The 12,947-nt window shown below is 73.1% G+C and carries 14 protein-coding genes; 5 read left to right on the forward strand and 9 right to left on the reverse strand.

Annotation, left to right across the window (positions count from 1 at the left end):
* Position 1 precedes the first annotated feature (1 nt).
* Positions 2–625, forward strand: a complete 624-nt coding sequence (locus BOQ63_RS08925) for a putative DNA-mimic protein (protein WP_046385518.1) — start codon at positions 2–4, stop codon at positions 623–625.
* Positions 626–667: 42 nt separating this feature from the next.
* Here the strand turns inward: BOQ63_RS08925 and BOQ63_RS08930 are convergent, their stop codons facing one another.
* The 3 genes from BOQ63_RS08930 to BOQ63_RS08940 are packed head-to-tail and all read right to left on the reverse strand — an operon-like array spanning position 668 to position 2,986.
* Entirely contained in the window at positions 668–1,354 is a 687-nt protein-coding gene (locus BOQ63_RS08930) for an alpha/beta fold hydrolase (protein WP_030554791.1), read from the reverse strand.
* A 28-nt stretch (positions 1,355–1,382) separates the two neighbouring features.
* Positions 1,383–2,867: an MFS transporter gene (locus tag BOQ63_RS08935; RefSeq protein ID WP_223885878.1), complete on the reverse strand. Its 1,485-nt coding sequence runs from the start codon at positions 2,865–2,867 to the stop codon at positions 1,383–1,385.
* A complete protein-coding gene (locus BOQ63_RS08940) occupies positions 2,864–2,986 on the reverse strand; it encodes a cupin domain-containing protein (protein WP_318277541.1) in 123 nt (40 codons plus the stop codon). The genes BOQ63_RS08935 and BOQ63_RS08940 overlap by 4 nt, the downstream gene beginning before the upstream one ends.
* 229 nt (positions 2,987–3,215) lie before the next feature.
* Here BOQ63_RS08940 and BOQ63_RS08945 point away from each other — a divergent pair, with 229 nt between their 5' ends.
* Complete coding sequence (locus BOQ63_RS08945) at positions 3,216–4,511, forward strand: DUF5685 family protein (protein WP_030280558.1); 1,296 nt, start codon at positions 3,216–3,218, stop codon at positions 4,509–4,511.
* A gap of 7 nt (positions 4,512–4,518) precedes the next feature.
* Here BOQ63_RS08945 and BOQ63_RS08950 read toward each other — a convergent pair whose 3' ends face one another.
* Together BOQ63_RS08950 and BOQ63_RS08955 are read right to left on the reverse strand one after the other, a co-directional pair.
* Entirely contained in the window at positions 4,519–4,746 is a 228-nt protein-coding gene (locus BOQ63_RS08950; protein ID WP_030554797.1) for a hypothetical protein, read from the reverse strand.
* Positions 4,736–4,879, reverse strand: a complete 144-nt coding sequence (locus BOQ63_RS08955) for a hypothetical protein (protein ID WP_157846596.1) — start codon at positions 4,877–4,879, stop codon at positions 4,736–4,738. Before BOQ63_RS08955 ends, BOQ63_RS08950 begins: the two co-directional genes overlap by 11 nt.
* A gap of 1,061 nt (positions 4,880–5,940) precedes the next feature.
* On the opposite strand from BOQ63_RS08955, the gene BOQ63_RS08960 reads away from it, so the two are divergent.
* Both BOQ63_RS08960 and BOQ63_RS08965 read left to right on the forward strand, forming a co-directional pair.
* Positions 5,941–6,522 (forward strand): hypothetical protein, encoded by a 582-nt coding sequence (locus BOQ63_RS08960; RefSeq protein ID WP_063737889.1) that lies wholly within the window; start codon positions 5,941–5,943, stop codon positions 6,520–6,522.
* Between the two features lie 493 nt (positions 6,523–7,015).
* Positions 7,016–8,080 (forward strand): TolB family protein, encoded by a 1,065-nt coding sequence (locus tag BOQ63_RS08965; protein ID WP_072654007.1) that lies wholly within the window; start codon positions 7,016–7,018, stop codon positions 8,078–8,080.
* Here the strand turns inward: BOQ63_RS08965 and BOQ63_RS08970 are convergent.
* On the reverse strand, positions 8,068–8,670 hold the full coding sequence (locus tag BOQ63_RS08970) for a hypothetical protein (RefSeq protein WP_223885879.1): 603 nt from the start codon (positions 8,668–8,670) through the stop codon (positions 8,068–8,070). The genes BOQ63_RS08965 and BOQ63_RS08970 overlap by 13 nt on opposite strands.
* A 122-nt stretch (positions 8,671–8,792) precedes the next feature.
* The gene (locus tag BOQ63_RS08975) at positions 8,793–9,320 is read right to left on the reverse strand and encodes a MarR family winged helix-turn-helix transcriptional regulator (RefSeq protein WP_030598264.1); all 528 of its coding nucleotides are present in this window, start codon (positions 9,318–9,320) and stop codon (positions 8,793–8,795) included.
* A 140-nt stretch (positions 9,321–9,460) separates the two neighbouring features.
* Between BOQ63_RS08975 and BOQ63_RS08980 the strand changes: the two genes are divergently transcribed.
* A complete protein-coding gene (locus BOQ63_RS08980; RefSeq protein ID WP_150475767.1) occupies positions 9,461–10,738 on the forward strand; it encodes an MFS transporter in 1,278 nt (425 codons plus the stop codon).
* Positions 10,739–10,748: 10 nt separating this feature from the next.
* Here the strand turns inward: BOQ63_RS08980 and BOQ63_RS08985 are convergent, their stop codons facing one another.
* On the reverse strand, positions 10,749–11,657 hold the full coding sequence (locus BOQ63_RS08985) for an alkaline phosphatase family protein (RefSeq protein ID WP_046385520.1): 909 nt from the start codon (positions 11,655–11,657) through the stop codon (positions 10,749–10,751).
* Positions 11,658–11,776: 119 nt separating this feature from the next.
* Positions 11,777–12,760, reverse strand: a complete 984-nt coding sequence (locus BOQ63_RS08990; RefSeq protein WP_072654009.1) for a phospholipase D-like domain-containing protein — start codon at positions 12,758–12,760, stop codon at positions 11,777–11,779.
* Positions 12,761–12,947 lie beyond the last annotated feature (187 nt).

Here is a 12,947-nt window from a genome sequence, read left to right on the forward strand (position 1 = left end):
CATGGGACTCGCGATCAGTGTGGGGCTGCTCGGCACCCCGGACCTGCGGGAGGAGGCCGAGGTGCTGCACCGGGCGCTGGCCGCCGAGGGCGTGGCCTGGCGGGAGCCGGCCACCGCACCGGCAGGCCCCGCCGAGGTCTTCGGGGCGGGCTTCCCGTACAGCTACCTGTCCGGGCTGCGGCGGGTGTACGTGCTGCACCGGCTGGGCGAGCCGGTCACCGGGGCGCGCGAGGTCAGCAGCGAGCAGTACGACGAAGACCTGGAGCTGGTCGACGACGAGACGGCCGTGCTCGACTCGCATCTGCTCTGCCACGCCGACCACGAGGGCTACTACGTGCCGGCGGAGTTCCCGTTCGAGGATCCGCTCTTCCTCCCGGAGGGGGCCGGTGTGCCCGGCGCCGGCATGGTGGGTTCCTGCGGCCCGCTGCTGGCGGAGCTCCAGAGGTTCGCCGCGGCCATCGGGATCCGGCTGGCGGCCGACGGCTCGCTGGCCCCGGAGGAGTCGGCCCGGCTGGACGCACTGCCGGGCGACGACCCGTTCGAACCGGAGGTCTTCGCCTGGCACGCGCTGTACCGGGCCTGCCGGACCAGTCTCGCCACTGGCCACGCCATCGTCTTCGGGTGACGGCCGGGCCGGGGCGCCGTTCCGGCGTCCCGGCGTCCCGGCTCAGGCTTCCAGGAACGGCGCCACGGCGGCGACGAACTCGGCCGGGCGGGCGTTGTGCACCAGGTGCCCGGCCTCGATGCTGACCAGGCGGCAGTCTGGGATCAGGCGGGCGAGTTCGGCGATCCGCTCCTGGGGGACGTGGCTGCTGGGCCCGCCCGCGACGGCCAGGGTGGGGGCGGTGATCCGGGTCAGCCCCTCCCGCCAGGCCGGGTCGGGGGTGTCGAGCTGCGCCTTCACGGCCCGGACCATCGCCCAGTCGAAGTGCGCCGGTTCGTCCGCCCCCTCGGGCGGCACGCTCGACGGGCGCGGGTACAGGGCGGCGATCTCCTCGAGGACCAGCCGGTCGATCCGTTCGGGCGCGGCCTGGGCGACCAGGTAGGCGACGGCGCCGCCCATCGAGTGGCCCACCAGGGCGATCCGGTCGAGGCCGAGGGCGTCGAGGAAGGCGAGCACGTCCTCGCGCATGGCCTCCAGGCCGTAGGCGGCGGTGCGGCCGCTGTCGCCGTGGCCACGCAGGTCGAGCGCGTACACGTGGTGGTGGGGGGCGAGGTCGGGCAGCACCGTGTCCCAGCCGGCGGCGCGTTCGCCGAGGCCGTGCAGCAGCACCAGGGGCGGGCCGTCGGGGTGTCCGCTCTCGCGGTAGGCGAGGGTGACCTCGGGCAACTGCACCGTCCGTACTGTCGTCATGCCCGCCACCGTACGCGCCGATCGACCACTACCGAACTGACGTTCGCCCTGGGCTCACCGTGACCGTCTCGTCCGGCTTCTCCGGCGTCCGGTCCCGCCCGCTGACCCGGCCGGCGAACACCGAGGCCAGTACGGCGAGTCCGGCCACCGCCGCGCAGACCAGGCCGGCCGTCAGGTAGGCGGAGCGGTGGCCGCCGCCCCCGGCGGTCTCGCGCAGGTAGACCCCGGACAGGGCGGAGACCGCGACGGCCGCCGCGATCCGCTGTGCCATCTGCAGGATCGCGCCGCTGACCCCGGCCGCCTCGGCGGGCGCGTGGCGCAGCACGTAGGCCTGGTTGGTGGAGCCCATCAGGCCGACCGAGGCGCCGCCGAGCAGCTGGAGCAGTGCGAGCAGCCAGGGCAGGACGACGGCGGGCGCCCACTGGGCGACGATTCCGCTGAGCAGCATGGCCAGCGCGGAACCGGTCATGCCGACGGTGACGGTGCGTCGGCCGAGGCGCTGCACCACGCGCCAGGCGAGCCCGGAGGCGGTGGCCATGGCCAGGGCCGAGGGCAGCGACACCAGGGCGGCGCCCATCGGGGACAGGCCCAGGCCGTCCTGGAGGAACATGGTCAGCACCAGGGAGGCGGCCAGTGAGGAGCCGAACTGGGCCATCGCGGTGGCGGTTCCGAGGGCGTAGGGCGCGGAGCGGGTGAGCGCGGGGTGGATCAGCGGGTGTCCGCCGGTGCGGGCGTAGCGGCGCTGCCATCCGATCAGTGCGCCGAGCAGCGCCAGGGCGCCGGCCGCGAAGGCGAGCCGGCCGGCCAGGCCGGGCGGCCGGACGAAGGGCAGCATCAGGGCGAGGGTGAGCGCGCCGACCAGCAGCAGGCCGAGCAGGTCGAGGTCGGCGTGCCGGGCGGCCGGGCGGGGCCTGGGCAGGTGGCGGACGGCCAGGGCGAGGGTGGCCAGGCCGAACGGGACGTTGAGCAGGAAGGTTATCCGCCAGCCGAGTTCGGGGCCGGCCGCCGCCAGCACCAGGCCGCCGATCGGTGGGCCGAGGGCGAAGGCGAGGCTGCCGGTGACGGCGTACATGCCGAGCGCGCGGGCGCGCAGCTGGCCGTCGAAGACGTCCTGGAGGGTGCCGATCATCTGGGAGTTGACCAGGCCCGCGCCGGCGCCCTGCAGGAGCCGGGCGGCGATCAGCACCGTCGGGTCGGTGGCGGTCGCGGAGACCAGGCTGACCAGGGTGAACAGGGCGAGCCCGATGACGAAGAACCACTTGCGGCCCTTGACGTCGCCGAGCCGCCCGCCGGGGATCAGCGCAAGGCCGAAGGCGAGGGAGTACCCGGCGACGATCCACTGCAGATGGGCGGGCTGGGCGTGCAGGGTCCCGCGCAGGGCGGGGATCGAGGTGTTGAGGACGGACTGGTCGATCAGGGTGGTGAAGCCACCCGCGACGCAGACCAGCAGGACGCGGCGCCCGGCGGCGTCGAAGCGTTCCTTCTCCGGTATGGGACCGGAGGCGGCGGTCACGGCTCGCCCACCACGAGGGCGTAGCGGGCCTCGCCCGGGCCGAGGCTGCGGAAGCGGCTGGTGCGGGCGCGGTAGCGCAGGCAGTCGCCGGGGCCGAGCAGCTGCGGCTGGCCGTCCACGCTCAGTTCCAACGCTCGTCGGCGGCCGTATCGGTTCCCATATCCAGGATGCTATCCCTGATATGAGATCACCTTCCCGCGTTCTCGCCGCCTGGTGACGGCCCGACGGCAGCGCGGCTCCGGTTCGGCTCCGGTTCGACCGACCGGTCCCCCTGGTGCGGCGGTGATCATATGATGTTTGCCGACAAAGTGGCCGGTCAGCGGCCCATCGGCGAGGGGGATCAGGATCGTGTTCGGCATCATCAGACCGTGCAGGCACCGGCTGTCCGAGCGCCTCCAGGCCTCCTGGATGGCGCACCTGTGCGGACTCTGCCTCGCCCTGCGGGACGACCACGGGCAGCTCGCCCGGACCGCCACCAACTACGACGGGCTGATCATCTCCGTCCTGGTCGAGGCCCAGACCGCCCTGGAGGACTCCAGCCGGCGCCGCACCGCCGGGCCCTGCCCGCTGCGCGGCATGCGGACCGCCTCCGTCGCCAAGGGCGAGGGCGCCCGGCTGGCGGCGGCCGTCTCGCTCGCGCTCGCCTCGGTGAAGATCCGCGACCACGTCGAGGACCGGGACGGCGTGTTCGCCCGCCGCCCGGTCGCCGCCGGGGCCCGGGCCGTGACCCGGCGCTGGGACCGCAAGAGCGCGGGCAGCGCCTCCACCATCGGCTTCGACACCGCCGTGCTGCTCGACGCCGCCTCCCGGCAGGGCGAGTTGGAGCGCTCGCTGCCGCCCGGCAGCTCCGTGCTGCTGGTCACCGAGCCCACCGAGACCGCCACGTCGGCCGCCTTCGCCCACACCGCCGTGATCGCCGGCCGCCCCGGCAACGCCGCACCGCTCGCCGAGGCGGGACGCCTGTTCGGCCGACTCGCCCACCTCCTCGACGCCGCCGAGGACCAGGCCGCCGACGCCGCCTCGGGCGCCTGGAACCCGCTGACCGCCACCGGCACCGACCGGGCCGAGGCCGAACGGCTCTGCCGCGACGCCGTACACGGGATCCGGCTCGCGCTGCGCGAGGTCGAGCTGACCGACCGGGCGCTGGTGCACGTGCTGCTCGGGCACGAGACGGAGAGCGCGGTGGACCGGGTCTTCGGCCGGGCCGGGCACGGGGCGAGCTGTCGCAGCGCCAATCGCGGCGCCACCGCCGACCACCCCCAGGACGCGCCGCCGCGTCAGGTGCCGCCCGGCCACCCCGGTGGCCCGTACCCGAACCAGGCGCCGGTCCCGCCGTGGGTGCCGCAGGGCCCCGGCTTCGGCCCGCCCGGCGGTAAGCCGCCGCACCCGCGCAACCTGCTCGCCGGGTGCGCGGTGTGGGCGCTGATGGCCTGCACCTGCCAGCTGCTCTGCTGCGAGCACAACGACCCGTTCAGCCGCGAGCGGCGCAAGGGCTTCTGCGAGCGGCACGACTGCTGTGACTGCGGTGACTGCTGCAACGGCTGCGACCCCAGCTGCTGCGACTGCTGCAAGTGCGGGTGCGACTGCTGCGACAACTGTGGGTGCGACGGCTGCGGCTGCGACGGCTGCGGGTGCGACTGCTAGTGAACCGTCACGCCTCGTCCGGCGCAGCCTCCGGCTGATCGGACACCACCGGCCCGGGGTGCCCCCGCAGCACCCCGGGCCGATCCGCGTTCCGGCGCTCCTCTCCGCCCTCCCAGCGCCGCCAGAGCGGCAGCACCACCGCCGGACCGTGCCACTCCGCGGTTCCGGGCGCCGGGCCGCGCGGTTCGGCGGACTCAGCCACCGGCCCGGGCCGCTCGCCGGCCTCAGGCCTCACGCCCCGCCACCTCCCGGTCCGCCGCCAGCGAGCTCTCCAGCCCGGCCAGCAACTGCCGGAACCGCTCGGCGTCCTGCTCCGTGATCCGCCCCTCGGGCGCCGCCCCCGGCCACTCGGCCGTCCTGTCGTCCATGGGCCCGACGCTAGACGTAGACGATCAACGGGCGATAAACGAGGGGCTGGTGGGACGGGAGGGACAGCAATCCACCCAGCTCCGGTACGCGGGGCGACTTGGCGCTGGTGAGCCCACCTCGGTGGGCACACTCGCGCCCGCGGTCCATTCGCCTAACGAGTACCCATGGGTGATCTTTCCGGGCCACCGGGACCGGTTACGGTCGGACGGCAGTTCCCGCTCCACACCGCGCCTGCCCGGTCACCGTCCTCGCAGTGCACGCGGCCGGGATCGTCCACTCGGTGCTGGTGGCCGAACGACGCCGTCGTCCGGACCCGGCGGAGGCCCGGGGACGACCGCCGGGTCGCCGTCGAGCACACCGCCTCCACCGTCCTGGCCGCTCTGGACCAGGTGCACGGCGAGTGCGTAGCCGGCCTGCTGTACGGCCCCGGAGCGCGGCCCCGTCGGACCTGGCCCAACCAGCCCGCTGGTTCCGTCAACGCTGCCTGATACCAAGGGATTTCGTATTCCCGAGGGCAAAGTCGGCGAACGTCACACCACGGGCGGACGGGGTGGCCGACCGGCCACCGTGCGCCTGCAGGGCTGCGGCGGGCCTCGCGACCGCGGCGGCTGCCGAACCACCAGGCGCGTGCGTGCGCCACCGGTCCGCTTCGGGCCCACCCCCAAGGAGGTCGAGGCTCCCACTGGCACGGATCCCCACGGGACCACCGCGACCGCCCGACCCGCGGCACATCCCTCCGATCCGGAGATCTGGTCCACCGACATTCCGGCCTGACTTCCGCAGACGAGTCCCGAGATCGGGCCAAATGAGTGAGGCGAAGTCAGGCACTACCCGAATGGACCTATCTGCTCCGTCAACTCCCGTACAAAAAACAGGATTTGAGGACAGCAGGCCGCCGAGCGACGCCAGTTCCGGGAGTGGTTCGGGGGCTCACATGACACTCATTTAGACCTGCCCGTCAACCATTCGGCGGCCTATTAATAGGACAGCCCTTTAGTCGGTCGGTACGTTCATTCATGTCGGCACCAAGCCGATCCAGTCCAGAAACAGGAGAGGGTCCATGAACAAGATGACCACCGCCATTGCCCTCGCGGCGTCGGCGGCCGTGGCCGTGACCGGCATCAGCTACGCGTCGGCCGCTTCCGAGCCTGTGGCGAAGGCGGCCCCGGTCGTTGAGAAGGCCGCCCCGGCGGCCGTTCCCGCCCAGGCTCCGCTCGACGGCGGCACGAAGGGCAACGAGGGCAAGGGCAACGAGGGCCACGAGCGTCGCGAGCACCGCGAGCACCGCGAGCACCGCGAGCACCGGGGCGTCATCCACGTCAACGAGCGGACGTACTCCGCCGACGACTACGGCTGCATCACCGTGGTCAGCGGCCTGGGCGCCAAGTCGCTCAACATCCGCAACGACAGCCACCGGACCGTCGAGGTCTTCAGCGGCGCGGTCTGCGACAACGGCGCCCCCATCGCCACCGTCGGGCCGCACAGCTCCAGCGACGGCGTGCACCCGAAGCGCGTCCACGAGGGTGTCGAGGTCGACGACGGCGTCGTCGGCAGCTTCCGGGTCGTGCGCCACGACTACGGCTTCGGCGGGCACGGCGGCGAGCGTGGCGGCGAGGGCGGCGGCGAGCGCGGCGAGAAGTAGAAGTACTCCAACGGTATAATCTGGCGCCCCGGCCCGCCGTAATCGGGCCGGGGCACCGACACGCCCATCCTTCCACAGGTCCCCGCCCCCTGCCCCTCGATGACGTCCGCCGGGACAGCGCAGCAGCGACCACTGCCGCCGCAGATCCGGCACATCGAGAAACGGCGGCCGACCATCGATGCCCTCGAAGAATTGATCTTCCGGGGGCTCGCCCCGCAGGTCGTGGCCCGCCTCGATCAACGGACCTGCCGATCACCCCCCGGGCAGCGACTGCTCCGCTGGCCGCTCGGCCGCCGCCCCGACGACCACCCGGGGCCGGCGAACTCGGCCTCTGACCGCTCGCCGGCCACGTCATCAGCTCTGCAGCGCACACGAACTGACACCATGTCCGGTCGTGCTGTTCCGGGGCTGTGACAGAGCAGGCACCGGGCGCGGACCTCGGACTGCGAACCTCTTTGACGAAGGCGAACAGCATCACCAAGGGGGATCTCGAATGTCCGTGCGCAACCGATTCGGCAGTGCCGCCGCGATCGCGCTGATGACCACCGTCAGCGCGGTCCTGCTCTCCGCCTGCGGCCCCGACAACGCCGATTCCGGCGCCACCGCCGCGCCCGGCACCAACGCATCCGGCTCCAGCGCGCCCGGAGCGGCGGCACCCGGCACGGCGGCGCCCGGCGGTGCCACGCACTCGGGCAGCCCGGCCCCCGGCCGCAAGGAGGTCAACGGGACCACCGTCGCCAACCACCTGACCATCAGCACGGGCACCAGGAACGTCGCGATGAACGGCACCATCGTCGACTTCGGCTCCGTGGTGCGCGACCTCGCCTGGTCGCCGGACGGCAAGAAGGTCGTCTTCGTCGGCGACAGCGGCGACCTGATGACCGCCAACCCGGACGGCACCGGCAAGGCCACTCTCGCCAAGCACCCGGACGGCGAGGAGTGGTCCCACCCGACCTGGCAGCACGCCGACAAGGGGCCGAGCGGCGACGCCGTCCCCAACGAGACCGAGCGCTACAACAACATCGTCTTCACCGCCAAGAAGGCCGGTGTGCTGCGGCTGGTGAAGGTCCCCGCCAAGGGCGGCGCCGTCGAGGACCTCAGCCCGCACAACTCCGAGGGCGGCGACAACCCGGGCGTCCCCCAGCCGCCGCAGACCGGCAACACCTGGGCCAACGCGGGCGGCCGGCAGGCGGCCATCGCTTACGCCAACACCCCGACGAACGAGGTGTACATCTACGACGACTACATCCGCTCGGGCACCCAGGACATCGGGAAGGGTTCGCAGCCGGCCCTGTCCCCGGACGGCGGGCAGATCGTCTTCGTCCGCGCGGTGAACGGCCATGACCACCTGTTCACCCGCTCCACCGATCACGACCGGAAGGCCGAGAAGGACCTCACCCCCTCGGCCACCACGGACTTCACCGAGCCCGCCTGGTCCCCCGACGGAAAGACCGTCGCGGCCCGCACCCCCGACGGCATCGACGCCGTACCGGCCGACGGCTCCGCCGCGCCGACCCAGGTCTCCACCATCCCGGGCCTGCCGGTCTACCGGCCCTGATCCCGCGCCGAGCTGCGGGCCAACTCGGCCCGCAGCTCGGCCAGGTGCTCGTCGGCGGACTCGTGCGGCAGGAACTCGACCACGTCGAGGAAGCGGAACAGCACCCGGGTGTCGGTGACCGCGTACTCGTAGTCGCCGAACCCGACCACCGCCCCCGTTCCGCCACGGGCGGCCCCGCGGACGGCGGCGGCGGTCAGCCGGTCCTCCGCGTCCCCGGCGGTCACCTTGCGGCGGGCGTTGGGCCTGGCCAGGTACGGGCACACCATCGACGCGTACAGCATGCAGGCGCGGTGCCCCGGGCCCTCCATCGTCGGCGCGAGATTGCGGTACGGCCGCCCCGCCGCGATCGCCTCGGCGATCGCGGCGCTCTCGGCCGGCCCGACCACCCGCCACACCGGCCCGCGCGCCATGAACACCCCGCACACCGAACACCGGCGCTCCAGCGCGCAGTCGGCGCTGCGCCCGTGGTCGGTCAGGGCGAACCGCGGCTGCCCGTCCTGCCACGGCGTGATGGCCGGCACCGGGTACCCGCGCCCGTCCCGGGGCCGCTCCCCCACCTCGTCCGGCATCGGCACTAGTTCGAATCGCACGCCCTTATCGATACCAGTCGGGCGTGCCCCCGGTCGAGCCCCGAGCCCGCCCCCGCTCCGGCCCGCGCAACCGCCACCGCCACCGCCACCGCCACCAAGCAGCCGGCGCCGCGGCCGGCGTACTACTCCGCCGCCCCGGACTCCTGAGCGAGCATCACCTTCCGCAGCAGGCCCGAGAGCGTGCGCCGTTCGTCCTCGGACAGCACGCCCAGCAGTCGGCGCTCCTCGCGGCCGACCACGTCCAGGGCCTCGTGCCACGCGGCCCGCCCGGCCTCGGTGAGCACGATGTCGACCTTGCGGCGGTCCTCGGTCGAGGGGGTGCGCAGGACGAAGCCGCGGCGTTCCAGGGTCTCCAGCCGGCCGGTGACGGAGGCGGGGGCGAGGTTGAGGTCGGCGCGCAGGTCGGAGGGGGCGGCGTGGCCGCCACGGCCGGCCAGGACGTGCAGGGTGTCGAACTCGTGCTTGTGCAGGCCGTAGTCTGCGACGCCCTGTTCGCGGACGCGGCCGAGGTGGCGGGTCAGCCGGGACATCCGGGTCACCGCGCCCTCGATCTCCGGGTCGAGCTCGGGGAGCACCGGTAGCCAGCGGTCGAGGTGGCCGTCCGTCCAGTCGCGGGGCGGGGTCGGCTGCTGGTGGGGGTGCTCGGGCATGGGAGGAGTCTACAAAGGCGGATGTGTCGTCACCAAAATATTCGTTGCCAAAATTTCGTCACCGAAATACAGTGCCGCTCGTGATCCGACGACCCGCACCCAGACACCCGGCAGCCCGACCCCCCGCACCCCGACACCCGGTGTCTCAGCACCCCTTGGGCCTGCGCGACTTCAGGCTGCTCTTCCTCGGCCGGACGGTCTCCACCCTCGGTGACGCCGTCGTCCCGGCCGCCCTCGCCATCGCCATCACCCGCGCGACCGGCTCCTCCGCCGCGCTCGCGCTCGTCCTCGGCTGCGCGATGGTGCCGCGACTGCTCCTGCTGCCCTTCGGCGGGGTGGCCGGCGACCGCCTCGACCCGCGCCTGGTCGCGCTCACCACCGACCTGCTGCGCGCCGTCACCCAGCTGCTGGTCGGCCTCGAACTCCTCGGCGACCGGCCCGACCTGACCCACATCGCGATCGCCTCGGCGGCCGGCGGCCTCGCCTCCGCCTTCGCCATGCCGACCACCTCGCCGCTGGTCCGGGCCGCCGTCCCGGCCGAGCACCGGCTGCGGGCCAACGCCCTGCTCGGCTCCGCCACCAGCGCCGCCCGGCTCGGCGGCCCGGCCCTCGCGGGCCTCCTGGTCTACACGGCCGGGCCGGGCTGGGCCTTCGTCGCGGACGGCGTCTCGTTCCTGCTGAGCGCCGCCCTGCTCAGCCGGGTACGCCTCGTCCCGGCCCGCGACCCGCTCGCAGCCGCCGGTGGCCCGCCCGCCGGAGCGCGCCCGCTGCGGCGGGACCTCGCCGAGGGCTGGCGCGAGGTCCGCGCCCGGGACTGGTACTGGACCAGCCTGCTCGCCCACGGGGTGTGGAACGGCGCGAGCGCCGTCGCACTCACCCTCGGCCCACTGATCGCCGCCACCCGGCTCGGCGGGGACGGCGTCTGGGTGGCGATCACCCAGGCCGGGGCCGTCGGCCTGCTGCTCGGCTCACTGGCGGCCGGGCGGCTCCGCCCCCGGCGCCCGGTGCTGGTCGGCAACCTGGCACTGGCGCTGTACGGGCTGCCGCTGCTGGCGCTCGCCGTTCCGGCGCCCGCGCCCGTCACGGTGGCGGCCTACGGGGTGGCGCTGGCCGGGCTGGGGTTCCTCAACCCGGTGTGGGAGACGGTGGTGCAGGAGGAGTTCCCGCCGCGGGTGCTGGCCCGGGTCACCTCGTACGACTGGCTGCTGTCGCTGGCCGCCGCGCCGTTCGGCTACGTGCTGGCCCCGCTTGCCGCCGACGCCTGGGGCAGCCGGGTGCCGCTGCTGGCCGCGGCCGCGCTGGTGACCCTGGTGTGCGCGGGCACCGCGGCGGTGCCGGGGGTGCGCAGGCTCGGCACCGCGCCGGGAGCGGCGGAACCGGCGGCCGTCGAACGGCCGCCGGTCCAGATCGACTCCTGACCGGAGGAGGTCAGTTCCAGATGCCGGTGATGTCCGTCGCGGTCGCCGCGTTGCCCGCGTGGCCGCTCGCCCCGGTGAGGTCCTCCAGGGTGCGCAGCACGCTGTAGTGGTTGTAGGTGGTGGCCGAGCTGCTGCCCGGGGTGACGTGGGCGCCGTAGACCACGGTCGGGATGCGGTTGCCGGACAGGCTGTTGTCCTCGTCGAAGGTGACGACCAGCAGGCTGTTGTGGCTCTGCGCCCAGGTGGCGTACGCGCCCAGTTTGTTCTTGATCCAGGTGTCACCCGTACTGATCGAACAGTCGTGCATGTCGCTGCACAGGTTCGGGATCACGAAGGAGACGTTCGGCAGGGTGGTGTAGTCGGTCGGGAACTGCGCGAAGGTCTTGGCGCTGCTCAGCGGCACGTTGCCGAAGCCGAACCAGGGATTGTGCTTCTGCGCGTAGTTGCCACTGCTGCAGGTCGTGCTGCCCTGGCTGGGCAGGGACTCGTTGTAGCTGGCCCAGGTCTTGCCGGCGGCGAGCACCTCGGAGGCCAGGTTCGGGGTCTGGAAGCCGCCGACCGTCACGCAGCTGTCGTCGACCCGGCCCTGGGTGGAGCCGGAGAACAGCGCGTAGTAGTTCGGCTCGCTGGGGTGGGTGATCGCGAAGGACTGGGTGAGGTTGGCACCCCCCGCCTTCAGGGTGTTGTTGATGTACGGCGCGCTGCTGCTGCCGATGATCTGGCTGTACGAGTGGTTCTCCATCACCACGACGACGACGTGGTCGGGCGTGGGCAGCCCGGCCGCCTGCGCGGTGGTGGCGGTGGCCGCCCAGAGCCCGGCGGAGGCGGCGACCAGCGCGACGGCCGAGCCGAGCGCGGTCGCGGTGCGGCGGGACCGGGGGCGGGCGGAGTCGTTCAGGGGCTTCGCGGACGAAGTCATGACAGGTCCTCGGGTGGGCGGGCGGCCCCGCGGGGCCGCCCGGAACGGGAGGGTGACGGACTGTCGTGCTTCCGCCGAACGGCCTGTGGCAGGGCGTCCGGCGGGATCCGCCGAACGGCCTAGTAGGGCGTGCCGTTGGCGAAGTCGGTGGCGAAGGTCGACTCGATCGTGTTGAGCACCCCGGAGTCGGAGACGATCAGGCCCAGCTCGCGGTTGTTGTTCAGCGAGTTGTCCGAGAAGTTCTCCGAGCCGGCGAACACCTTGGCGGTGGAGGTGCCGTAGTCGGCGACGACGGCCTTGGCGTGGATGTACAGGCCGGTGGTAGAGGAGTAGGTGACCACCCTGGCGCCGGCCGAGGTGACCTCGTCGAAGGAGGAGCCGTACGAGCTCGGGTCCATCCCGACGACGCGCACCGTGACGCCGCGGTTGGCGGCCGCGGTGACCGCGTCGACCAGGGCCTGGTCGCCGAACTCCAGCTCCTCTACGTCCAGCGAGGTCTGCGCGCCGTTGATCAGCGCCAGCAGGCGGTCCTGCGAGTCGGTGGGCGACCAGACCAGGTTGTCGCCGTCGGAGGGGGTGATCGAGGTCTTGGCGTAGTCGGCGGCGAAGACCTGCTCGATCGCGTTGACGTCGTTGGCGTCGGTGTCGAGGACGCCGTAGTCGCGGCTGCTGGAGTAGTAGGTGGCGTCCAGGTTCCCGGTCAGGATCAGGGAGGTGGCGCCGTCCACGGTGACGGTCTTCTGGTGGGTGTAGACGAACGCCGAGGAGGAGTACGTCACGCCGACGCCGGCCGCCCTCAGCGCGCTGTAGGCGGAGCCGTTGACCGAGGTGTGCTGGGCGTCCAGGATGACCCGGACCTTGACGCCGGCCCGCCGACGGGCGATCAGGTCGTTGACCGCCGTGGTGTCGCGCAGCTCGTACATGGTGACGTCGATGCTCTTGGTGGCCGAGTTGATCAGGTTGTAGACCACCGTGTGGTTCTGGTCGGGAAAGACCACGGCGGTGTAGGTGCCGGTCGCGTGGGCGGTGCCGGTGGCGGATATCAGGCCGGCACCGGCGAGCAGCAGAGCGCCGGCACGGCGCGCGAGGGTGGCCAGGGGCATGGGGACTCCGTGGTCGGTGAGGGGAAGTCGCTGGGGGGAAGGCCCGGTGCGAGGCGGCACCGGACGGCGGAGCGAGCGCCCGAACAGCATGGGGGCGGGACGGTCAACGCGGGTAGACGACGGGAGGTAAAACCTTGACCCCGGCCCGGAGAACGAACGGTGCGCCCGCCAAATCCACCCGACAACG

The sequence above is a fragment of the Streptomyces viridifaciens genome, from assembly GCF_001888885.2.
Classification (GTDB): Bacteria; Actinomycetota; Actinomycetes; order Streptomycetales; family Streptomycetaceae; genus Kitasatospora; species Kitasatospora aureofaciens.